16 protein-coding genes are annotated in these 22,190 nt (G+C 61.1%); 3 read left to right on the forward strand and 13 right to left on the reverse strand.

All coding sequences use genetic code 11. The annotated features are described in order from the left end of the window. Positions 1–130: 130 nt before the first annotated feature. The 5 genes from AB5Y94_RS15375 to AB5Y94_RS15395 form a co-directional block, all read right to left on the reverse strand. Positions 131–778 (reverse strand): DUF2913 family protein, encoded by a 648-nt coding sequence (locus AB5Y94_RS15375; RefSeq protein ID WP_268010551.1) that lies wholly within the window; start codon positions 776–778, stop codon positions 131–133. Positions 779–877: 99 nt separating this feature from the next. Next, a complete protein-coding gene (locus AB5Y94_RS15380) occupies positions 878–2,173 on the reverse strand; it encodes a DEAD/DEAH box helicase (protein ID WP_176452816.1) in 1,296 nt (431 codons plus the stop codon). A 227-nt stretch (positions 2,174–2,400) separates the two neighbouring features. Continuing rightward, a complete protein-coding gene (speG, locus tag AB5Y94_RS15385) occupies positions 2,401–2,934 on the reverse strand; it encodes a spermidine N1-acetyltransferase (RefSeq protein WP_279484153.1) in 534 nt (177 codons plus the stop codon). Positions 2,935–3,031: 97 nt separating this feature from the next. Beyond that, positions 3,032–3,682, reverse strand: coding sequence for a DedA family protein (locus tag AB5Y94_RS15390; protein WP_005302578.1), 651 nt, complete (start codon positions 3,680–3,682; stop codon positions 3,032–3,034). Between the two features lie 218 nt (positions 3,683–3,900). Beyond that, entirely contained in the window at positions 3,901–5,484 is a 1,584-nt protein-coding gene (locus AB5Y94_RS15395) for a CHASE4 domain-containing protein (RefSeq protein ID WP_368206089.1), read from the reverse strand. A 222-nt stretch (positions 5,485–5,706) separates the two neighbouring features. On the opposite strand from AB5Y94_RS15395, the gene AB5Y94_RS15400 reads away from it, so the two are divergent. Beyond that, positions 5,707–6,669, forward strand: coding sequence for an autotransporter domain-containing protein (locus AB5Y94_RS15400; RefSeq protein ID WP_010633558.1), 963 nt, complete (start codon positions 5,707–5,709; stop codon positions 6,667–6,669). A 307-nt stretch (positions 6,670–6,976) separates the two neighbouring features. Here AB5Y94_RS15400 and AB5Y94_RS15405 read toward each other — a convergent pair whose 3' ends face one another. After that, complete coding sequence (locus tag AB5Y94_RS15405; RefSeq protein ID WP_368206091.1) at positions 6,977–7,348, reverse strand: hypothetical protein; 372 nt, start codon at positions 7,346–7,348, stop codon at positions 6,977–6,979. Positions 7,349–7,762: 414 nt separating this feature from the next. On the opposite strand from AB5Y94_RS15405, the gene AB5Y94_RS15410 reads away from it, so the two are divergent. Next, positions 7,763–9,181, forward strand: a complete 1,419-nt coding sequence (locus tag AB5Y94_RS15410) for a DNA repair ATPase (protein ID WP_368206093.1) — start codon at positions 7,763–7,765, stop codon at positions 9,179–9,181. Between the two features lie 341 nt (positions 9,182–9,522). On the opposite strand, the gene AB5Y94_RS15415 is transcribed toward AB5Y94_RS15410, so the two are convergent. The 3 genes from AB5Y94_RS15415 to AB5Y94_RS15425 form a co-directional block, all read right to left on the reverse strand. Beyond that, positions 9,523–10,680 carry a DUF1615 domain-containing protein gene (locus tag AB5Y94_RS15415; RefSeq protein ID WP_368206094.1) on the reverse strand — a complete coding sequence of 386 codons (1,158 nt, stop codon included), beginning with the start codon at positions 10,678–10,680 and terminating at the stop codon, positions 9,523–9,525. Positions 10,681–10,764: 84 nt separating this feature from the next. Next, positions 10,765–12,279: an MFS transporter gene (locus AB5Y94_RS15420; protein WP_368206096.1), complete on the reverse strand. Its 1,515-nt coding sequence runs from the start codon at positions 12,277–12,279 to the stop codon at positions 10,765–10,767. 2 nt (positions 12,280–12,281) lie between these two features. Further along, positions 12,282–13,310 (reverse strand): HlyD family secretion protein, encoded by a 1,029-nt coding sequence (locus tag AB5Y94_RS15425; protein ID WP_005302596.1) that lies wholly within the window; start codon positions 13,308–13,310, stop codon positions 12,282–12,284. A gap of 107 nt (positions 13,311–13,417) precedes the next feature. Between AB5Y94_RS15425 and AB5Y94_RS15430 the strand changes: the two genes are divergently transcribed. After that, positions 13,418–14,044, forward strand: coding sequence for a TetR/AcrR family transcriptional regulator (locus AB5Y94_RS15430; RefSeq protein ID WP_095592459.1), 627 nt, complete (start codon positions 13,418–13,420; stop codon positions 14,042–14,044). Positions 14,045–14,092: 48 nt separating this feature from the next. Here AB5Y94_RS15430 and leuA read toward each other — a convergent pair whose 3' ends face one another. The 4 genes from leuA to dapB all read right to left on the reverse strand — a co-directional run bounded on the left by leuA (position 14,093) and on the right by dapB (position 22,121). Beyond that, positions 14,093–15,751, reverse strand: a complete 1,659-nt coding sequence (gene leuA / locus AB5Y94_RS15435) for a 2-isopropylmalate synthase (protein WP_124250713.1) — start codon at positions 15,749–15,751, stop codon at positions 14,093–14,095. A 481-nt stretch (positions 15,752–16,232) separates the two neighbouring features. Further along, positions 16,233–19,469 carry a carbamoyl-phosphate synthase large subunit gene (gene carB, locus AB5Y94_RS15440; protein ID WP_005302601.1) on the reverse strand — a complete coding sequence of 1,079 codons (3,237 nt, stop codon included), beginning with the start codon at positions 19,467–19,469 and terminating at the stop codon, positions 16,233–16,235. 16 nt (positions 19,470–19,485) lie between these two features. After that, positions 19,486–20,622: a glutamine-hydrolyzing carbamoyl-phosphate synthase small subunit gene (gene carA, locus AB5Y94_RS15445; RefSeq protein ID WP_368206099.1), complete on the reverse strand. Its 1,137-nt coding sequence runs from the start codon at positions 20,620–20,622 to the stop codon at positions 19,486–19,488. A 686-nt stretch (positions 20,623–21,308) separates the two neighbouring features. Further along, positions 21,309–22,121, reverse strand: a complete 813-nt coding sequence (gene dapB, locus AB5Y94_RS15450) for a 4-hydroxy-tetrahydrodipicolinate reductase (RefSeq protein ID WP_017766694.1) — start codon at positions 22,119–22,121, stop codon at positions 21,309–21,311. Between the last annotated feature and the right edge of the window lie 69 nt (positions 22,122–22,190).

The following is a 22,190-nucleotide window of genomic DNA, read 5'->3' on the forward strand; positions in this document are numbered from 1 at the left end:
ATAGGGGGAACGCCAGGCATCCCTCGCTGCTGCGACAACAATCGCGGCCCCTCCCCCTTGCCTCTTGTCTGCGGCGGATTGCGCCCATAAAAAACCCCGGCACCGGGCCGGGGTCTCAGACAAATGGCACTCACTCTTTGCAGGGGCCCACCAGCAGGGCCAGCGCCGGCAGCGCATTGCCCGGCACCAGCCGGTAGGCCTTGTGGTGCTTGACCAGGGTGGTCTTCTTGTTGCCCTGGCTCAGCAGCAGGCCGTGGGTGAAGGCGCCTTGCGCCAGTCGGGCCTCGTCGCCGCGCACATAGAGGGTGAGTGGCTTGACCAGCTCACCCGCCTCGATGTGGTCCTGATATTCGCTGGCACTGATGATGAGGCTCGGCTGACCGCCCGACTGCAGGCGCAGCTTGGCGCTCACCTCGCTGTCGGTGATCACTAACCAACCCTCGGCCGCGAGCTCGGCCAGCAGGGCCGCCAGCTTGCTCCCCAGCTGCAGCGGTTCGCATGTGGCCCGCTCATACTGGCGAATGATCCGCTCAAGCAACCCCTTGAGATCGGCGCCGGCCCCCAGGGTGCGGCCCAGCTGCACCCACTCTTTCAAATCCTCCATCACCAGCCGGGAGAAGCGCTTCTCCTTGAGGGATTCCGCCATCCAGCTGCAGAGAAAGTGGCTCTCTTGCGCCGGGGTACGCTTGCCAGCCTTCTGCTCGGCGGTACGGGCCAGTTCGGCCAGGCTCTGGCTGGCCATCTCGAGCAGGGCCTGATTGTAGGTGGGAGAGGTCATAAGCAATCCTTCAGTCGACCACCACGGGTCAACACCGATAACAGAGAAGGCAAAGGCGCCAGTGGCGCCTTTGCGGTTCAATAGAGCGGCCTGCGCACCTTATTTCGGCTGACGCGGCTTCTTGGCGGCCGCCAGACGCTTGAGACGCTGACCCTGCAGCTTGGCTTCGGCCATGGCCTGGGCGGCGGCGTTGTCTTCGCGCTGGGGGCGCTTGCCGAAACGACGGCGCTCCTGCAACTGCTTGATCAGATCGTCGCGGTTGCTTACCTCGTAGCCCGGCACCATGATGCGGCGGATCTTCTGGCCGATCACCGCCTCGATCTCCAGCAGGGTGCGCTCTTCTTCACGGCTGACAAAGGAGATGGCCATGCCGCTCTTGCCGGCGCGACCGGTACGGCCGATGCGGTGCACATAGTCTTCGGCGAGGAACGGCAGATCATAGTTGACCACGTACTCGAGGTTCGGGATATCCAGCCCGCGGGCGGCCACTTCGGTGGCCACCAGCACCCGCAGCTTGCCTTCACTGAATTCGCGCAGGGCGCGGCGACGGCTGCCCTGGGCCTTGTCGCCGTGCACCACGGCAGATTTGATGCCATCCAGGTTCAGCTCCTCCACCAGCTCGTCGCAGCTCTCGCGGGTACTGGCGAACACCAGCACCTGTTGCCAGTTCTGCTTGCCGATGAGCTCGGAGAGCAGCTCGCGCTTGCGCTTCTGCTCCACCGGGTAGACGGTGTGGCTGACGGTGTCGGCAGTGGAGTTCTGCTTGTTGACGGCCACCACCTGCGGCTTGTCCAACATCAGGTTGGCCAGCTTCTTCACCGCCTCGGAGAAGGTGGCGGAGAACAGCAGGTTCTGGCGGGTCTTGTTGACCGCCTGCAGGATCTTCTGCACATCGGCACTGAAGCCCATGTCGAGGATGCGGTCCGCTTCGTCCAGCACCAGGGTCTCGACCCCGGAGAGGCTCAGGTTGCAGGCGGTGAGGTGTTCGAGCAGACGGCCCGGGGTCGCCACGATAATGTGAGCGCCCGCTTTCAACCGCTTGGCCTGCACGTCCTGCTTGCCGCCACCAACGATGGTGAGGGTGGTGATATCCAGATACTTGGCGAAGTCATTGATGTTGCTCGCCACCTGGGCCGCCAGCTCGCGGGTCGGGGTCAGGATCAGCACCCGGGCGTTGGAAGGCTGTACCGGCGCCGGATTGTCCACCAGTCGCTGCAGGATCGGCAGGGCGAAGGCGGCGGTCTTGCCGGTGCCGGTCTGGGCGCTGGCCAGCAGGTCGCGGCCACGGCGCACGGCCGGGATGGCCTGGCTCTGCACAGGGGTCATCTCCTGATAACCGCACTCTGAGATGGCGCGCAAAATCTCGGGGGCAAAATCGAACGATTCAAATCTCATAATGGGTTCCTGTGTTCCAGCGGGACTGTGGCTGGCCTGGTTGGCTCGGCATGAGCAAGAAGTCGGCTATGACCACCGACGGCTGTGCCTGACATCAAGTCAGAGAGTGGCCGGAAAATGGCGGGCGCGAAGTGTAACAGATAGGCGGCGCAAATTCTGCCTCAAAAACGTCCCTTTTCACGGCGTCCCGGATCGCCCCCCATGGGCCGGTCCGGGCTGGCTCCAGCTTAGCCTTCCCGCCCGTTTCTGACCTGGAAATCGCGCTGAAACAGGCACATGCGGATGGCGGTACGGTAGTGACCATCGATGAAGAACTCCTCTTTGAGCTCCCCTTCCGGCTCGAATCCCAGCGCCTGATAGATGTGGATGGCCCGGGCGTTGTCCCGATCGACGATGAGATAGAGCTTGTGCAGGTTGAGCACGTTGAAGGCGTACGTCATCGCCTTTAGGGTTGCGCTCCTGGCATACCCCTTCCCCTGATGGGCGGGGGCGATGATGATCTGGAATTCGGCGCGGCGATGGATGCTGCGAATGTCCACCAGCTCCACCAGCCCCACCTGGCTGCCTGCCACCTCGAGGATGAAGCGGCGCTCATGCTGGTCGTGGATGTGCTTGTCATAGAGCTGGGCCAGCTCCATGTAAGCCTCGTAAGGCTCCTCGAACCAGTAACGCATGATGCTGGCGTTGTTGTTGAGCTGATGAACGAACTTGAGATCCTCGCGCTCGAGAGGACGAAGGGTCAGGGTGTCGGGGGATGACATAAGGTACCTGCTTGCAGATTGGAAGGGCGCCGGCCAGCCAAAGGGGGCGGCGCTATGACATGAAGAGGGGAGAAACAGAGGCAAGGCCCCTGCCCCCTTAGCGGATGCGGTTGGTCGGTCGCTTGAGCAGACGGATGGCGATGGCCGCCATGGCGATGATGAAGAGGCCGAGCGAGGTTACCAGCAGACACTTGGTCAGCAGCTCGTGGTGCTGGGCGAACACCGGGGTCGCCATCACGAACTTGCCCACCAGGCTCAATACCAGGGCCCAGAGGAAGGCGCTGGCGAAGCTGGCGATCATCACCCGTGGCAGATGCAGGCGCGAGACCCCCATCAGCATGGGCGTCAACACCCGCACGAACGGCACGAAGCGGGAGGAGAACATGGCCCAGAAGCCGTAGTTGTGCAGCAGGCGCGAGGCCCGCGGCAGGCTGCCATCCGGTATCATCCGCTCCACGTGGCCCATGAAGGAGGTGCCGTGCAGCGCCTGGCCCTGCACGTAGGCGATGAGGCTGCCAAGCCCGGCGGCAAGCGGCATGTAGAGCAGCGTCACCTCGGGGCCGAGCACTCCCATGCCCACCAGGCCGCCGGCCAGCAGCACCAGGCTATCGCCGGGCAGGGGCAGGAACACGAAACTCGATTCGAGAAACAGGATCACCACCAGGCAGGTGACGAGCAGACCCACGGCCTGCATCTGGATCAATTGGTCAAAGTCCTGTTGCCATATGGCAAGCAGCATCTCCTGCATCTGGTGACTCCCATCAACTTCATGAGGTGGCCCGACGGCCTCCGGTGCGGCAGACCCTCCCCTGTCGCCAACCCCTCTCTTCCCTGAGGGTGGCCCGTTATACACCCGGCCAAGTGAACAAGAAATTAATACAGGTCACGGATAGACGAGATAATCGGCTGCGGGCCCTAAAAAAATGAGGCCCGCATCTGTCGTGCGGGCCCCGACCATCCAGGTACTCAGCTGTATTTGAGCCGCTGCAGCTTGGTGAGGGTGAGCAGGGTCTGGGCCGAGAGATCGCACACCGACAGCACGAAGGCGAGCTCGTCCGGGTGCCAGACCTCCTCCAGCCAGGCCCGCTCGGCGATGATGAAACCGAGCAGCTCATCCCCGTGCTTGAGGGGCGCCATCAGGATGGTGCCGGAGAGCCCCTCCAGCCCGAGCTGGGCCAGCATGGCGCCAAAGCGGGTCAGATCGTAGGGCTCGCGCAGGATGAGACAGGGTTCGTGCTCGGGCTTGGAGGATTCGTAGCGCCCCTGGATCAGCGCATAGGGCAGGTGAAACCCCTGCTGATGGTGGAGCTTGGGCAGGAAGAAGAGATCCTGGCAGTACATGGATTGCCTGTCCTCGGCGCTGAACCAGACGCTGGCCCGCACCGCCCCGGTGCCGGCACAGATCGCTTCGTTGATGTGGCGGGCGGCCTGGCCCGGATCCTCGCCGGTCAGCAGATCGCTCTTGGCCAGGTGAATGAGGGCGCCGTGCTGCAGCTTCTGGCGGGCTTCGCTGTCGGCCTGCTGCTGGCGCAGACTGTCGAGATGATCGAGCATCCGATTGCAGTCGACGGCCACCTGGGAGATCTCGTCACTGCCCTCCACCAGCAGGCGGCGCACCGCGCCGTCCTCGCCGATGAGCCGCAGGTTGGCACTCAACCGCTGCAGGCGGGCGGCGATATAGCCGTTGAGGATCAGCAGCACCAGGCCACCAAACAGCAGTACCCCCAGGCTCAGCAGCCAGAAGATGCGCCGCTCGACGGCCTTGCCCTCCAGCATCAGATCCCGTGGCAGGGTGAAGCGAAAGATCAGGGGATCTTCCTCTCGCAGGGTATCGATCTGGGCCAGGGTGAGCAGCCGCTCCTCCTGCGGCAGGATCAGGCTGTCATTGGCCCTGAGCCTGGCCAGGGTGGTGACCCCCAGGCTGGTAGCCAGCTGCTGCGGACTGAGAAACGAGAGCGACAGATTGGTGCGCTTTTGCAGCTGATGAACCAGTCGGGTATTGAAAGCCTTGAGCAGCAGCAGGGTGCCGCGGCTCGGCCCCTCCCCCTCGCTGGACAGGATCTGGGTGGCGGCCAGCAGGTAGTAGCGCTCCCCGTCGAACCAGATGCCGCCATTGGGCTTGAGGCTGCCGTAGCGCACCAGATAGTCGGTGAGCGGCGCGAGCTCGTCCGGCGTCTGCGCCAGCAGCTTGCCGCCGTGATAGGCAAAGGCCACCTGCGGCTGCTTGTCGGCGTCATAAAGAGCCACCAGATCCACCGCCAGGGTCTCGAAGGTGCGGGCGTTGAGGTTGGCCGCCAGATAGGCGGGATCCCGGCTCGCCATGTAGGCGTAGGTGTCATCCCACTCGGACCAGTCCTGCCCCAGGATGGTGAGCTGATCCAGTTCGGCCTGCACCACGGCCCTGACCCGCTCGCGGTTGCGCTCCACGCTCAGGCGCTCCAGCTCGCCGAACTTGTTGCCCACCACATAATGGAGGCCGACATAGCCGACCCCCAGCAACAGCAGCAGCGTCAGCACTATGGTCAGCGTAATCTTGCGGCTGATCTTCATCTTTACCCACACTCCCGAACAGGTGACCCATTGAGTTTAATGGATTTTGCCTCGCCATCCGCCTTGTGTGCGAAAAACCTCGCCAGGGTGCTCAGCCCTTCGCCGCGGGGAGAAAACGTCGCCTGGAAAGGTTCATTCGACTCGGCATATGAGCTGCCAAGCCAGCCAAAAATCGCTACAGTGTAACCGTGCCTCAGCGCAAGAGGCGTCACGGAGCCCGCCATGCTCATACCACTCGTTCACCCGCTGCGCAGCGCCCTGCTGCTCACCCCGCTGCTTGGCCTCGGCCAGCCGGCCATGGCCGAGGAGGAGTCGCGGGTGCAACAGCGCGCCAATGCGGTGGTCTCCCTGATGACCTTTACCGTGGTGCCCGACATCACCGCCAGCAACATCAACATCGGCAGCGGCACCAATCAATCCTCGGCCCTCAACATGACCCAGGTCGGCGGCGGAGCCACCATGAGCGAGAGCGTGCCGGTTTATCTGGAAGGGACCCTGGGATTCAGCCGCTACGACCCCCAGTTCGTGATCAGCAACGGCAGCGAGAGCCGCACCCTCCCCACCAAGTGGAACAGCCTGACGGCCACCGGCGGGATCGGCTGGGACATAGGGCTGCACCGGGACAGACACGGCGGCAACCTGGTGCTGCGCCCCATCGGCAACGTCACCCTTGGCACGGTGGCGAGCGATCTGCGCATCGGCAACTGGCTGCTGGGTCAGTACACCGGCAAGAACCTCGACTTTCTCGATGGCGGCCGGCTCGACGTCTATGGCCTCGGCGGCGCCATGATGCTGGACTACGAGCTCTTCTCCCCCGCTCAGGACATCGACGCCGAGCTGCGTTACTCCTATCAGCACCTGCAGAGTTTTGGCGGCACCGCCGCCAGCGTGACCGGCCAGGCCAACGCCGAAAACCTCGGCCTCTATCTGCGCCGCCGTGCCCCCATCGGCAGTCTGACGCTGCTGGGCAAACCCGTGCGCTACGTGCTGGAGGGGGCTCGCACCGAATACCTGGGCGAGCAGCGCGGCCTGCTCGGCTTCAACTCACTCAACTCCCTCGGCCTCGGGCTGGAGCTCGACAGCAGCAAGTACGATATCTTCGTCACCCGCACCCGGCTGGTGGCCCGCTATATGTTCAGCCACAACACCAGCGGCTACGGCGTCGGGCTGGCGATGAGCTTCTAGGCCAACCCTGCATTTATCTGCCTGCGCCGCTGGCTCCGCCATGGGTCCAGCCTCCACGGCGACAGCATCGGGCTGGCGATGCACCGCCAGGCCAACCCCTGCACTTATTTACCTGCGCCGCTGGCTCCGCCATGGATCCAGCCACCACGGCGACAACATCGGGCTGGCGATGCACCTCCAGGCCAGCCCCTGCATTTATTTGCCTGCGCCGCAGGCTCCGCAATGGGTCCAGCCTCCACGGCGACAACATCGGGCTGGCGATGCACCTCCAGGCCAACCCCTGCACTTATTTGCCTGCGCTGCTGACTCAGGGCGTTGTGCCGCCTTCCTCGTCAAAGGTGGCGGCCAGGGACACCAAATAGACCGTCATGCCCCGCTGGCTATCAGACACACCGCCTATCACTTTTGCCGGCCCCGGAGAGAGGAAGACCTGATTGCTGAGCTCGCGCCGCTCGCCACTCTTGCCCAGCTGCAAGATGGTGATGTGGTAGACACCCGCGTCCTGACTATCGCGTGTCACCTTCACCCGCTCCCCCTCTCTTTCGAACTGCCACACGGGGCCACCCTGGGCAGGGATCTCGATGTAACGGCTTTGCGCTGACAGTGGCTGCACGGTCAATTCCGTCGCACTCGCGGCAGAGCCAGCGAGCAGCAGGCTAAAGAGTATGGTGTTTGTCATGATGACTTCCTTCCCGGTTCATATGGTATTGCCGTGGCACAAGGTAAACGGGTTGCCAGCAGGCAACCCGCTCTTGCTTTACAAAGGGTGGCAATCCTAACCAGTTTTCATCGCATAGCACAGGGGCCTCCCTCAACGCGGCTCCCTACGCCAGGCTGTCGCTACCAACCGCTTGATCCCGCTCGCACTTTTTCATCATTGAGTGATTTAACATTGCCAGATGACCCTGTATAAAAAGAGAACGCCCTTGCCTGCTGCGGCAACCCCATAGTGCTGTACACCACCTGTCGGGGATAACAACAAGGGGAAACCAGTTCTGGGGATGCAGTGAATACCCTATATGCAAACGCACTTTACCGTCGCCATGAAAGCTGTATTTAGCGGCATTTCATAACTTTTTAATAGGTATGAATGATGAACACAGCAAAAAACAGTAACAAAATTATTATTAGACAAAATTTGCAGATTGGTGATTTAGATGCAGAAACCGATACTAGCCTACTTGATTCTTGTTTTATTGATAAAGGCTATATCGAACAACTATGTAATGTGCACAGCCCAAAATCAATAATTTTAGGAAGGACTGGTGCAGGTAAGAGTGCAATTCTATACAAAATATCTCAAACTGCAGAAAAAAGTATAAAGATAGACCCCAATGATATTTCCGTGCGATTCCTTGAATACTCAGACATAATTCAATTCATGAATACTATTGGTGTAAATTTAGATCTTTTTTATAGATTACTATGGAGACACATTCTGATTGTTGAAGTACTTAAAATAATATACGACATAAAGAATGACCTAGATAACAGAAACTTCCTTGACAATATTACAAATTTATTTAGGAAAGATGAAATAAAGAAGAAAGCCATTGAATACTTTAGAGAGTGGGGGGATAAATTTTGGTTAGACACCGACGAACATTTAAAAGTAATCACGCGAAAACTTGAAAATGATACAAAAGCGACATTGGGAGTTAAATATAATAATGTCGACCTTAATTTACAGGGAGCCAAAAAGCTTAGTGATGAGGAGAAGACCGAAGTAAAACAACGGGCCAGTCAAATTGTAAGTGGCTTGCAAATCAAAAAACTAAACGAAATGCTAGAACTATTGTCAGTCCATTCTTTCAGTGATCCTCAGAAAAGATTTTATATATTAATAGATCAGCTAGATGAGCACTGGGCCAATACTGAAACGCGATGCAGGTTCATTAGAGCACTTATTGAGGAAATAAAAACATTTAGAAATTTGCAAAATGTAAAGATTATAGCTGCGATGAGAAAAGATCTGCTTGATTTGGTTTTTGATATGACTAGAAGCCCAGGATTTCAAGAGGAGAAGTATGAATCCTATATACTTCAAATCCATTGGGACAAAGGTGAATTAAGAGAGCTTATTGAAAAAAGAATAAATGAGGTTTTTCGAAAACAATATACAAGAGAGCAGGTATCCTTTGATGATATATTTCCCTCTGCCAAAAAAGGGAAAGATCAAACATCCGCAGACTTCATTCTTGAGAGAACACTACATAGACCTCGAGACGTATTGCAATTTATAAATGAATGTTTTAAGGCCGCTTACGGAAGAGATTGTGTATCATGGCGTGCAATATATGCAGCAGAAGCTCAATACTCTGAAAAAAGACTAAAGTCATTGAAGGAGGAATGGGGTGAAATATACCCATCCTTTGATGATACCGTAGAAATATTACGTGGTCTTCCACATACATTTACTCGCTCTGTTCTTAGCGGCGCTCGCTTAGAGAATGTCATATCTGACCTATGCGTACAAAACAATAATGACCCATGTGTCACCTCATCCAAGTAGTATTTAGAAACAACTGGAGAAACAAAGCTTACAGAAGTATTGAATAAAATGCTGGTCTGTCTTTATCATGTAGGTGCAATAGGGATAAAAATGAGCTCTCTTAGTACATTCATTTGGTCTTTTCTAGACCAAACCTCTGTATCAAGGGGGGAAGTTAAGAGAGCGCAGCAATTGAAAATACATAAAATGCTATATCGTTCTCTAGATGTTGAGGTCGATGGACATACAAGATTTGATGCTATAGATGATGATAGTTTTTAACTATAAATTTCATTTTTCTCTAAGCTCTTTAGATTCAGTAACAAAGGCGGCCAATTGGCCGCCTTTGTTACTTTTAGCAATCAGCGGATCGTCGCCATCTTCTGCACGCAGCGCTGCTCGCGCTCATCCACCCGCTTGGCAAACCAGGCGGTGGTGAGGTTGCGGGTGATCTTGGGGCTTTTCAGCTGGATGCCTGGCAGGATGGCGCGCGGCAGCCGTTTGCCCGCTTTCTGGTCTGCCAGCGTGAACACGCGATGATAGAGGTCGCTCTGGCCAAATTCGGCAGTATCGCCGAGCTTGAGGCTCTGGTGGATGGCCTGCTTGCTCATGCTGAGCTGGCCGGCGATGGCATGAACCGCGAGCTCGGTCTTGCCCGGCAGATCGGAGTCGTAGCGAATGAGATCTCCGTCCAGCGCCAGGTTCTTGCCACTCAGCCGGCTCACTGCGGCCTGGAAGGCGGCATTGCGGCTCGCATACCAGCCCGCATTGAAGTCGGCAAAGCGATAGAGGGTGTCGGGGTAGTCGGCCGGGTAGCCGAAGATGTGCTTGGTACCAAACCAGATGCCACCGCGGCGGGTGAACACCTCGTGGCGAATGGAATCCTTGACCGGATAGGGGTAGCCGCGGGTGTTGGCCTCGGCAAAGGCGACGCTCACCTGCATGGGGCCGCCGGTACGCACCGGGTTCATGTTGCCAAAAAGCTGCTTGCCCATCGGCACCTCCCCGATCATGTCTTCAAAGATCTCGCTCATCTCCCGCTCGGTACGCAACTTGTCGATGCGCTCGGCGTAGGTCTTGCCGGTGGGGGATTTGATGGAGAGCGCGGTGCGCACCACAAACTCAGGGATCAGCAGCTTGCCGGCGCGGGCGTTGATCTCCTTCCAGGCTATCTTGCCAAGGCCCGGCACCACGGGGTCGGCCTGGTAGGTGGCCTCCTGCTCGGCCACCGCCAGCACGGTACAGACGTTGTGATCGCTCACCGTCAGCCCCTGGCTGGTGAGCGCCGTCACCACGTCGTTGGCCCAGCCCGGCTTGTCCACCACATTGCGCGGCAAGAAGGTGACGATGCGGCTCTTCATGTCGGCCGGCTTTTGCGGCTGCATCGCCTTGGGAATGGGACGCCCCGCCGCGGTCCCCGAGGTCGACGGCGTGGCCGGTGCAGGCGGCTCGCTGGCACAACCGGCGAGCAGCAAGGCAAGAGAGAGGGTGGCCAGCGGCAGGCGTGGCAATCGGGTCATCGGGGGCTCCCAGTCGGGCGCCGGCGAGCGGCGCGAGAAACAAACCGCGCCATTGTAGAGGAGCACCGCCGCCCCGTGCACCCCTTATTCTCCTTGCTGCGACTTGTGGTGGGCCCAGCGCATGGTGCCAATCACCACCGGGATAAGAAACGCCAGGGTGAACAGGAACCACTGCACATTGTTGACCCCGGCCACCGCCATGGCCTGGGTGTGCAGCGGCTTGGCCAGCAAGGCCACCGCGGCCTCCTGCCCCAGGGCAGCGGCGGCCTGCTGATAGTCGAGGAAGGCCTGGCTGGCGCTGTTGTAGTGCTCCCCCAGCCGGTTGACGGCTTGGCTCGTCTCCTGATGCATCAGGTGCGAGAACTGGGCGACCGCCAGCAGGGAGCCGAGGTTACGGAACAGGTAGAACCAGGCCACCCCCTCGTCGAGATAGGCCCACGGCAGGCTGCGCAGCACGTGCACCGTGAGGGTGATGTTGAGGATACCGACGGCCCCCCCCTTGAGCAGCAGCGCCGGCCAGAAGTCATCGAAGCCGCTGCCGGCGCTGCGACCGGTGAGCAGACAGCAGGCGGTGAGCATCAGCACGATGCCGATGGGGATCACCTTCTCCGGATCTCGCGCCGGGTTCGTGGTGGCGTAGAGGGCGATCAGCAAGCCCGCCAGCATGCCGACAAACCCCACCAGTTCCATGCGACCGAGCTCGACGTGGCTGTAACCCATGGCCTGGGTGACGTAGACGGTGACCAGCTGGTTGGTGCCGAGGATGACGAAGCCGGCCATCACCGCATCCAGCATGCCCGCCTTGCACAAGGGGGCGGCCAGCAGATCGGGGCGCAGGTAGGCGCCGCCCCCCCAGCGCCGGCGCAGTGCCAGCACCGTCAGTCCGCCGAGGCCGAGCAGCAGCCAGCCCAGGGTCACCAGATGGGGAGCCTGAAACCAGTCGAAGCGCTCGCTGCGCAGCAGCAGGTAGGTCAGGCCGCCGATGAAACCGCTCAGCAGCAGCGCCTGCAACAGGTTGAAGCGCAGGGGTGAGCGTTCACCGCGCGCAAACCAGGGGCCGAAGCGGGTCCAGTAGAGCAGCGCCAGGAACACCGGCACCTGCGCCGCGAAGGCCCAGTGCCACAGGCTCTCCTCGGCCAGATGGGCCAGCAGCAGCGGATAGAGCCCCATGGGGATCAGCACGACGCCAAGCAGCATGGCCCCCTCGACCAGGGCGATGGCCCGATAGCCAAGCCCCCGCAGCACCAGGCCGTGGGCCACCAGCAGCAACAAACTGGCCGACACCCCGTGTCCCCACCAGGCGAGTAGCTGTGGCGCCGGTTGCCGGCACAGGCAGGCAAGCAGGGCGGCAACAAGGCCAATCAGGGCGCCCAGCCGGGTCATGCTCCGATAACCCAGCCGGCGCGCCAGCCAGGCCGCCAGCGGCAGCGTCATCAGCTGGCCCATCATGTTGAGCGTCTTGAGCCAGCTCGCCTCATCCCCGGAGAGGCCGAGGGCCCCGGCAATCTCGGCCGCCCCCGTGCTGTAGACCTCCCCCGTGATCCCCTGGGGCAGCAAGAGCAGCAGGGTCAGCACCAGCAGTTGGGGTATGCGCAGCATGATCAGCCCCGCCCGCCGACGGCGATCGCCACCTCGGCCGAGAGGCCGGGCACCACCCGACCGCGCAGCGAGCTCGGGATGTCGAGGGCGATCTTGACCGGCACCCGCTGCACAATCTTCACGAAGTTACCGGTCGCGTTGTCCGGCGGCAGCAGGCTGAAGCGCGCGCCGGTGGCCGGCGAGGCGCCAATCACGTGGCCGCGCAGCGGGCGGTCCGGGAAGCTGTCGAGCCTCACCTCCACCGTCTGACCGGGCTGGATATGGGTGATCTGGGTCTCCTTGTAGTTAGCCTCCACCCACACATCGTCCACCGGCACTATGGCCAGCAGGTTGGTTCCCTTGGTGACATAACGCCCCTTGCGCACGCTGCGATTGCCGACCACGCCGCTGATGGGGGCCCGGATCTGGGTGTCTTCCAGACTCAGGCTGGCCAGCTCAAGGGCGGCGCGGGCCTGATCCCGCTGTGCCAGCCGCTGGGCGCGCTCGGTCTGCAGGGAGCCCAGCTGGCGCTTGGCGCTGGCCAGCCCAAGACGGGTCGCCTCCAGGCTGGCGTTGGCCTGGCGCATCCGGGTGCGCTGGGCGTCGGCACTCGACTTGGCCACCAGCTTCTTGCCGAGCAGGTTGTCATAGCGCGCCCACTCGGCGCGCTGAAGCTCGGCATCGGCGCGGGCCGCCTCGATACGCGTGGCCGCCTCACCGATGCCGATCTCCTGCATGGCGATGCGCTCGCGCACGTTGGCCAGCGCCGCCTCGGCGGCGGCCAGTGCCCCCTCCGCCTGGGTCTTGAGGGCCTGGTAGTCGCGCGCATCTACCTCCGCCAACAGATCGCCGGCAAGCACGAACTGGTTGTCGGCGACATGAACCCGGGTCACCACGCCGGCTACCTCGGCGCTGATCTGGGCTATCTCCCCCTGCACGTAGGCGTTGTCGGTGACCACCTCCCCCGCGCGGGGCATCAGGTAAACATAGAGACCGGCCACGGCCCCCAGCAGCACCAGGGCCACAGCCCCCTTCTTCATCGTCGCTTTCATCTTCACTCCGCACATGATACTGTACCGTACAGTACAAAATCATAGAGAGCGTCGTGGACGGTGACAAGCCCCCGACGATAAAAAATGTACCGAGGAGTACTGTAACTATGCGTCCATCGAGTCTGGAGAAGCGCCAACGCTACCTGGCAAGCGCCATCGAGCTGTTTCTGGAGCAGGGCTATGACAACACCAACATGGCGCAGTTGATCGAGCGCTGTGGCGGCTCAAAGCTGACCCTGTACAACTACTTCGGCGACAAGCAGGGGCTGCTGCGGGCCGTGGTGGCCGAGCTGACCGAGCCCTCCGGCGAGGCACTGGCCCTGCCGCTGCCAGACGCGCGCCCGCCGCGCCAGCAGTTGATGAGTTTCGCCGTCAACTACCTGCACTTTGTCTACGATCCGCGCCGTCTCAAGCTGTGCCGCCTGGTGATGACCCGGGTGCACAAGGACCCCGATCTTATCCGCTTCTTCCTCGAGCGCAGCGCCTACCACTCCCAGAGCGTGCTCGGCACCTTCCTCAAGGCGCTCGACAGCCAGGGCACATTGCACTTCGACGATCCCGATCTGGCCTGCGAGCAACTGCTCGGGGCGCTGCGGGGCAACCGCCACTTCGAGGCCCTCTACGCCGACACCATCCCGAGCCCCGCCGAGATGCGCCGCAGCGCCGAGTCGGCGGTGGATGCCTTCCTCGCCGGCCACAGCCGCCATCCGGTTGAACCGGGCAGACACCAATAACAACGCCACCTTGCGGTGGCGCTGCTATCGGGACAGAGGTGAGCAGGATCAGGCGCTCTGGCGCAGCGCCTCTATCTGGGCGGCGCCATTGATCACCGCCTGCAGGGAGGCGCTGACCACGTCGCGGCCGATGGCCACCCCGCAGGTGCGGGTCCCGTCGACGCTCAGCAGCACATAGGCCGCCGCGCGGGACTCGGTACCGGCGGTGAGGGCATGCTCGGAGTAATCCAGCACGTCGATATGCATCCCGGTCTGACGCTGCCAGCCGTTGACCAGGGCCGTGATGGCCCCCTCCCCCTCACCGCTCAGCTGCAGCGAGCCGGTCGGGGTCTGCAGCTCGAGGCGCAAACTCTCCTGGCTGTCGCGACCAAGCTGGAAGCGACCGATGCGATAGCCGTGGGCAGGCTCGAGGTAGTGGCGCTCGAACAGGGTGCGGATCTGCTCCGGGCTGATTTCGCTGCTGCTGGCTTCGGCCTCGGCCTGAACCCGGCGGCTGAAGTCAATTTGCAGCCAGCGTGGCAGTTGCAGACCAAGGTCGCGCTCCAGCAGGTAGGTGACCCCGCCCTTGCCGGACTGACTGTTGATGCGGATCACCGCCTCGTAACTGCGACCGAGATCGGCAGGATCGATGGGCAGGTAAGCCACGTCCCAGTAGTGATCCGGTTTTTCTGCCGCGAGAGACTTGCGGATGGCGTCCTGGTGGCTACCGGAGAACGCGGTGTAGACCAGTTCGCCAGCATAGGGGTGGCGCGGGTGCAGGGCAATCTGGGTGCAGGCCCCGACGGTGGCGACGATGGCATCCATGTCGGAGAGGTTGAGCTCGGGATCGATCCCCTGGCTGTAGAGGTTCATGGCCATGGTGACGATATCCATGTTGCCGGTGCGCTCGCCGTTGCCGAGCAGGGTGCCCTCGATGCGATCAGCACCCGCCAGCACCGCCAGCTCGGCGGCGGCCACCCCGCAACCCCGATCGTTGTGGGTGTGGATGGAGATGCTCACCTCGGGCCGCGCCTTCAAATTGCGGCAGAACCACTCCACCTGATCCGCAAACACGTTGGGGGTACTCACCTCCACCGTGGCGGGCAGGTTCAGGATCATGGGGCGGGCTGCGCTGCGCCACTCATCGATGACGGCGTCGCACACCTCGACGGCAAACTCCACCTCGGTGCTGCTGAAACTCTCCGGCGAGTACTGAAAGCTCCACTCGGTGCCCGGATTGCGGGCCGCATGCTCCCGCACCCAGCGCGCCCCCTGCACCGCGATGGCCTTGACCCCGTCGCGACCTGTGTTGAACACATAGTTGCGCTGGGTCGGGTTGACCGAGTTGTAGACATGGACGATGGCCCGCTTGGCCCCCTTGAGGGCCTCGAAGGTACGGGCAATCAGATCTTCGCGCGCCTGTACCAGCACCTGGATGGTGACGTCATCGGGGATGAGGTTGCGGTCGATAAGCTCGCGCACGAAGTCGAAATCGGGCTGGGAGGCTGCCGGAAAGCCAACCTCGATGTGCTTGAAGCCGATGTGCACCATCAGCGCCCACATCTGCAGCTTCTGGGCCACCGTCATGGGCTCGACCAGCGCCTGGTTGCCGTCGCGCAGATCCACGGCGCACCAGAGCGGCGCCCGCTCCAGCACCCGGTTGGGCCACTGGCGATCCGCCAGATTGATGACGGGGGCACGGCGGTATTTGCGATGATCGAAGCTCATATTCTGATTCCCTTGGCTGATAGACGAACGGCTGACTGGCGGCTGACAGAGGGACGAAGAGAGGGAAGCGGGGCGGCGCGGTAACGCCGGCCCTGACGAGTCGCGAGGCGGTAACCCCACGCCCGGTATCCTGTGACCCTTCCCGGTAAGAAGGGTCGGCCGCACAACCCGATAAGGCTGCGGGCCCGATCTGTTCGCCCCTGCATCGGCAGGCGCAGACGATCTGATCCGTTGACTCCTGTGACGAGAACCCAGTATAGAGAGGCGACGCAGGTGAGAGATTGCAAAGAGCGCTATGAAATACATCTATTGCACAATCATTGTGATGTTTTATCTGATTATTGAGTGACTCTCTCCCTCAGGTTCCCTGACCAGGCATTTTCCCCTCTGCCCCGCAGCCTTCGGCCAATAAAAAACCCCGCCATCGCTGGCGGGGTTTTATCGGGTCACGAAGGAGGCGTCCCTCCTTCATCACGCGCTCTTAGCGGCTCTTCAGCTGGCTCTCGACCTTCTGGTGCAGCTCCTGCACCGAGCTCACGTTGGCGGTAGCATCGACTGTGATGGCCATGCAGGTGGCGAACGCCGCGTGCAGCGTGGTGGTGTACGCCACTTTGTGCTGCAGGGCGCCACGGCGCAGCTGCTTGGAGTCCTCGATGGCGCGGCGGCCCTCGGCGGTGTTCACGATGTAGGTGTACTCGCCATTCTTGATGCGGTCCAGAATGTGCGGACGGCCCTCGTGTACCTTGTTGACCAGGCGCGGGTTGATGCTCGCCTCACCCAGGGTCACCGCAGTGCCGTGAGTAGCGTCTAGGTCATAGCCCAGCTCCAGCAGCTTGGCGGCCAGGTTGACCACCCGCTCCTTGTCGCCGTGGCGCACGGAGAGCAGGGCGCGACCTTCGCGCGGCACCTGGTGACCAGCACCCAGCTGCGCCTTGGCATACGCCTCGGCGAAGCTGCTGCCCACCCCCATCACTTCACCGGTGGAGCGCATCTCCGGGCCCAGCAGCGGGTCCACACCCGGGAACTTGGCGAACGGCAGTACCACTTCCTTCACCGAGTAGTAGGGCGGGATGATCTCGCTGGTGAAGCCCTGTTCTTTCAGGCTCTGACCGGCCATGACGCGGGCGGCGATCTTGGCCAGCGGCGCACCGGTGGCCTTGGAGACGAACGGCACGGTACGGGCGGCACGGGGGTTCACCTCGATGAGGTAGATCTCGTTGTCTTTCACCGCGAACTGTACGTTCATCAGGCCCACTACGCCAAGCTCCAGCGCCAGTTTGCGCACCTGCTCGCGCATCTCGTCCTGAATGGCCTTGGACAAGGTGTAGGGCGGCAGGGAGCAGGCGGAGTCACCGGAGTGGATGCCGGCCTGTTCGATGTGCTCCATGATGCCGCCGATGACCACATCCACGCCGTCGCAGATGGCGTCCACGTCCACCTCGGTGGCATCGTCCAGGAAGCGGTCCAGCAGTACCGGCGACTCGTTGGAGACGCTCACCGCCTCGGCGAAGTAGCGGCGCAGGTCCTGCTCGTCATAGACGATCTCCATGGCGCGGCCACCCAGCACGTAGGAGGGGCGAACCACCAGCGGGTAGGTGATGCGCTCGGCGGTCAGCACCGCCTGCTCCAGGGCGGTGACGGTGCCGTTTTCCGGCTGCTTGAGACCCAGACGCTCCACGGCAGACTGGAAGCGCTCGCGGTCTTCGGCGCGGTCGATGGCATCGGGGCTCGTGCCAATCACCGGCACGCCGTTGGCCTCCAATGCTCGCGCAAGCTTGAGCGGAGTCTGGCCGCCGTACTGGACGATGACGCCCTTGGGCTGCTCGACCCGCACGATCTCCAGCACGTCTTCCAGGGTAACCGGTTCGAAGTAGAGACGATCCGAGGTGTCGTAGTCGGTGGAGACGGTTTCCGGGTTGCAGTTGACCATGATGGTCTCGTAACCGTCTTCGCGCAGGGCCAGGGCCGCGTGTACGCAGCAGTAGTCAAACTCGATGCCCTGACCGATACGGTTCGGGCCGCCACCGATGACCATGATCTTGTCGCGGTTGGTGGGGTTGGCCTCACACTCCTCGTCATAGCTGGAGTACATGTAGGCGGTGTTGGTGGCGAACTCGGCGGCGCAGGTATCGACCCGCTTGTAGACCGGGAAGATGTTGTGACGGGCACGCAATTTACGCACTTCACCTTCGGCCACGCCGAGGATCTTGGCCAGACGGGCATCGGCAAAGCCCTTGCGCTTCAGCGCCCGCAGGAAGTCGGCATCCAGACCCGCCATGCCGCGCTCTTTCACCTGCTCTTCCAGCTTCACCAGCTCTTCAATCTGCACCAGGAACCAGGGGTCAATCTTGGTCAGGCGGAATACGCCGTCCATGGAGAGACCGGCGCGGAAGGCGTCGGCGATGTAGAAGATGCGATCGCTACCGGCATCCTGCAGCTCGTGGCGGATGCGGGTCAGGGCGTCAGGGGCGTTGAGATCCAGCATGGGGTCGAAGCCGGTCTTGCCGGTCTCGAGGCCACGCAGGGCCTTGTGCAGGGACTCCTGGAAGTTGCGGCCGATGGCCATCACTTCACCGACGGACTTCATCTGGGTAGTCAGACGGTCGTTGGCGCCGGCGAACTTCTCGAAGTTGAAGCGCGGTACCTTGGTGACCACGTAGTCGATGGCCGGCTCGAAGGAGGCCGGGGTGCGACCGCCGGTGATGTCGTTCATCAGCTCGTCCAGGGTGTAACCGATGGCGAGCTTGGCGGCAATCTTGGCGATGGGGAAGCCGGTCGCCTTGGAGGCCAGCGCAGAGGAGCGCGACACCCGCGGGTTCATCTCGATGATGACCATGCGGCCGTCTTTGGGGTTGATGCCGAACTGGACGTTGGAGCCACCGGTCTCGACGCCGATCTCGCGCAGCACCGCCATGGAGGCGTTGCGCATGATCTGGTACTCCTTGTCGGTCAGCGTCTGGGCCGGCGCGACCGTGATGGAGTCACCGGTGTGGATGCCCATGGGGTCGAAGTTCTCGATGGCGCAGACGATGATGCAGTTGTCGTTGCGATCCCGCACCACCTCCATCTCGTACTCTTTCCAGCCGATCAGCGACTCGTCGATGAGCAGCTCTTTGGTCGGTGACAGATCCAGACCGCGCTCGCAGATCTCGACGAACTCTTCGGTGTTGTAGGCGATGCCGCCACCCGAGCCACCCATGGTGAAGGAGGGACGGATGATGCAGGGGAAGCCCACTTCGGCCTGCACTTTCCAGGCTTCTTCCATGTTGTGGGCGATGCCGGCGCGCGGGCACTCCAGGCCGATGCTGCGCATCGCCTTGTCAAAGCGGGAGCGGTCTTCGGCCTTGTCGATGGCGTCGGCGGTGGCACCGATCATCTCGACGCCGAATTCGGCCAACACGCCGTGCTTCTCCAGATCCAGCGCGCAGTTCAGTGCGGTCTGGCCGCCCATGGTGGGCAGGATGGCGTCCGGGCGCTCTTTCTTGATGATCTCGCGCACCACTTCCCAGGTGATGGGCTCGATGTAGGTGGCGTCGGCCATCTCCGGGTCGGTCATGATGGTGGCCGGGTTGGAGTTCACCAGGATGACGCGGTAGCCCTCCTCGCGCAGGGCCTTGCACGCCTGGGCGCCGGAGTAGTCGAATTCGCAGGCCTGGCCGATGACGATGGGGCCGGCGCCGAGGATCAGGATGCTCTGAAGGTCGTTACGTTTTGGCATGGCTCTCTTTATCCTCTTAGGCGCGATACTGCTTAATCAATTCAATAAAGTGGTCGAACAGACCGGCACAGTCGTGCGGGCCCGGGCTCGCTTCGGGGTGCCCCTGGAAGCTGAAGGCCGGACGGTCGGTGCGATGGATGCCCTGCAGGGACCCATCGAACAGGGAGACGTGGGTGGCGCGCAGGCACTCCGGCAGGATGTTCTCGTCCACCGCGAAGCCGTGGTTCTGGGCGGTGATCATCACTGTGTTGTCGTCCAGGCTCTTCACCGGGTGGTTGGCACCGTGGTGGCCAAACTTCATCTTGACGGTCTTGGCACCGGAGGCGAGACCCAGCAGCTGGTGACCCAGGCAGATGCCAAACACCGGGGTGTTGGTATCAAGGAAGGTCTTGATGGCCTCGATGGCGTAGTCGCACGGCTCGGGGTCACCTGGGCCGTTGGAGAGGAAGATGCCATCCGGGTTCAGCGCCAGTACCTCGGCAGCCGGGGTCTTGGCCGGCACCACGGTCAGGCGGCAGCCGCGGTCCACCAGCATGCGCAGGATGTTGCGCTTGACGCCAAAGTCGTAGGCCACCACGTGGTATTTGAGCTGGTCGGCATCCGGGGTGACGTGCCCCTTGCCAAGCTGCCAGCTGCCTTCGGTCCAGTTGTACGCCTCGCCAACCGTGACCTCTTTGGCCAGGTCCATCCCCTTCAGACCGGGGAAGGCGCGCGCCTGTTCGAGGGCATAGGCTTCATCAACCTGTTTCCCGGCCAGAATGCAGCCGGCCTGGGCGCCTTTCTCGCGCAGGATGCGGGTCAGCTTGCGGGTGTCGATGTCGGCGATGCCAACGATGTTGTGGGATTTGAGGTAATCGGAGAGGGATTGCTGATTGCGGAAATTGGAGGCAAGTATCGGAAGGTCCCGGATGATCAATCCCTGAGCGTGGATTTGACTGGACTCTTCATCTTCGCTGTTGGTGCCGGTGTTGCCTATATGGGGGTAAGTGAGGGTGACTATCTGACGGGAATAAGAGGGATCGGTGAGGATTTCCTGATAGCCCGTCATCGACGTATTGAAAACCACTTCACCAACGGAACATCCCTCGGCGCCTATCGACACGCCTTTGAACACAGTTCCATCTTCCAGCACTAGCAATGCAGTGTGATTCAAGACAACCTCCAGTTATTTAGCTTTAAATTCAGCAATTTACCTGGGTGTTGCGGGCTCGGTTCCGGCCTTGGACAGGACTCGAACCCGGCAGATTTCTGGCAAATTGGGCGCATTCTACTTAAAAACGATCGCATTTCAACGTCTTTTCTCATTCGAAATGCATCTAAATTCAATAAACAAGCAACATTACCCATTATCTATGCACTTCATTGCTTTGCAACCCCCTCCCTGAAAAGAAAAGGCAAAAGTTGCTACCAATCCAGACCAAGAGACCATCATTGATACAAAAACCAATTTTTAATCCTTAAAAAACAATACAATGAAGTTTCATATAAAAAATCTCAACGTCTGCAATCAGCTTTTTTAGGGAGGATGAGTGGCCTTGAAAAATGGAAAACGTTTTTCTGCGTTTGAATTTTTAGTCTGTTTTGATGGATGTAAAAAAATGCCCTAGCAGGGGCTATTGAGGCCCATTTTCGTTACCAGCCGATGACATTCATGCAATGCAGGATCCGGTAAAACAGCAGAGAGGGGCGATTTATCTCGTTTCGTGCAAAAATCACCGTGTAAGCGGTATTTATACAAAATCACCAATAAAAAACCCCGCATGAGCGGGGTTTTGAGCAGACGACGGGCCGGGCCGCCCTTCGTGCACATCACGGGTGCCGTGATGTCAGTGGATGTGGTTACTTGAGGCCGAGCACGTCCTGCATGTCATAGAGGCCGGCGCCCTGCCCCTTGAGCCACTTGCCGGCGCGCACCGCACCGTTGGCGAAGGTGAGGCGGCTGGAGGCCTTGTGGCTGATCTCCACCCGCTCGCCGATGTCGGCAAACATGACGGTGTGCTCCCCCACCAGATCGCCGGCGCGAATGGTGGCAAAGCCGATGGTGTTGCGATCCCGCTCGCCGGTGATCCCCTCGCGGCCGTAGACGGCGCACTCTTTCAAGTCACGTCCCAGCGTCTTGGCCACCACCTCCCCCATGGAGAGGGCGGTGCCGGACGGGGCATCCACCTTGTGTCTGTGGTGCCCCTCGATGATCTCGATGTCGGTGTAATCCCCCATCACCTTGGCAGCCTGCTCCAGCAGTTTGAACACCAGGTTGACGCCCACCGAGTAGTTGGAGGCGAAGACGATGCCGATCTCGCCGGCGGCGGCCCTGAGCGCCGCCTTGCCCGCGTCGTCAAAGCCGGTGGTGCCGATCACCATCTGCTTGTGATGGGCCCGGGCGAAGGCCAGGTTGGCCAGGGTCACCTCGGGGCGGGTGAAGTCGATGATGAGATCAAACTCGTCCCGTACCTTGTCCAGGCTGTCGCTGATGATGACACCGAGCCGACCCAGCCCGTTGAGTTCGCCGGCATCCAGCCCGATCACGGCGGAGCCCGGTCGCTCCAGCGCCGCCCCGACCACCACGCCCTCGGCATGGCTGATCGCCTCCAGCAGCACCTTGCCCATACGACCATTACAGCCCATCACGGCCACACGGATCGGATTGTCCATCTCCACCCTCTCAAATCTCTATTAAGGAAAGAGACCGTTTTACCAGCCTGCGCCCGCTTTGAAAAGCCC

The sequence above is a fragment of the Aeromonas sp. s5 genome (assembly GCF_040907865.1).
In the GTDB taxonomy this organism is placed as follows: domain Bacteria; phylum Pseudomonadota; class Gammaproteobacteria; order Enterobacterales; family Aeromonadaceae; genus Aeromonas; species Aeromonas dhakensis.

Excerpts from the sequence above, each read along its gene's own strand:
- AB5Y94_RS15375 (WP_268010551.1), bottom strand. The coding sequence starts at position 778 with ATGACCTCTCCCACCTACAATCAGGCCCTGCTCGAGATGGCCAGCCAG.
- AB5Y94_RS15380 (WP_176452816.1), bottom strand. The coding sequence starts at position 2,173 with ATGAGATTTGAATCGTTCGATTTTGCCCCCGAGATTTTGCGCGCCATC.
- speG (WP_279484153.1), bottom strand. The coding sequence starts at position 2,934 with ATGTCATCCCCCGACACCCTGACCCTTCGTCCTCTCGAGCGCGAGGAT.
- AB5Y94_RS15390 (WP_005302578.1), bottom strand. The coding sequence starts at position 3,682 with ATGCAGGAGATGCTGCTTGCCATATGGCAACAGGACTTTGACCAATTG.
- AB5Y94_RS15395 (WP_368206089.1), bottom strand. The coding sequence starts at position 5,484 with ATGAAGATCAGCCGCAAGATTACGCTGACCATAGTGCTGACGCTGCTG.
- AB5Y94_RS15400 (WP_010633558.1), top strand. The coding sequence starts at position 5,707 with ATGCTCATACCACTCGTTCACCCGCTGCGCAGCGCCCTGCTGCTCACC.
- AB5Y94_RS15405 (WP_368206091.1), bottom strand. The coding sequence starts at position 7,348 with ATGACAAACACCATACTCTTTAGCCTGCTGCTCGCTGGCTCTGCCGCG.
- AB5Y94_RS15410 (WP_368206093.1), top strand. The coding sequence starts at position 7,763 with ATGAACACAGCAAAAAACAGTAACAAAATTATTATTAGACAAAATTTG.
- AB5Y94_RS15415 (WP_368206094.1), bottom strand. The coding sequence starts at position 10,680 with ATGACCCGATTGCCACGCCTGCCGCTGGCCACCCTCTCTCTTGCCTTG.
- AB5Y94_RS15420 (WP_368206096.1), bottom strand. The coding sequence starts at position 12,279 with ATGCTGCGCATACCCCAACTGCTGGTGCTGACCCTGCTGCTCTTGCTG.
- AB5Y94_RS15425 (WP_005302596.1), bottom strand. The coding sequence starts at position 13,310 with ATGAAAGCGACGATGAAGAAGGGGGCTGTGGCCCTGGTGCTGCTGGGG.
- AB5Y94_RS15430 (WP_095592459.1), top strand. The coding sequence starts at position 13,418 with ATGCGTCCATCGAGTCTGGAGAAGCGCCAACGCTACCTGGCAAGCGCC.
- leuA (WP_124250713.1), bottom strand. The coding sequence starts at position 15,751 with ATGAGCTTCGATCATCGCAAATACCGCCGTGCCCCCGTCATCAATCTG.
- carB (WP_005302601.1), bottom strand. The coding sequence starts at position 19,469 with ATGCCAAAACGTAACGACCTTCAGAGCATCCTGATCCTCGGCGCCGGC.
- dapB (WP_017766694.1), bottom strand. The coding sequence starts at position 22,121 with ATGGACAATCCGATCCGTGTGGCCGTGATGGGCTGTAATGGTCGTATG.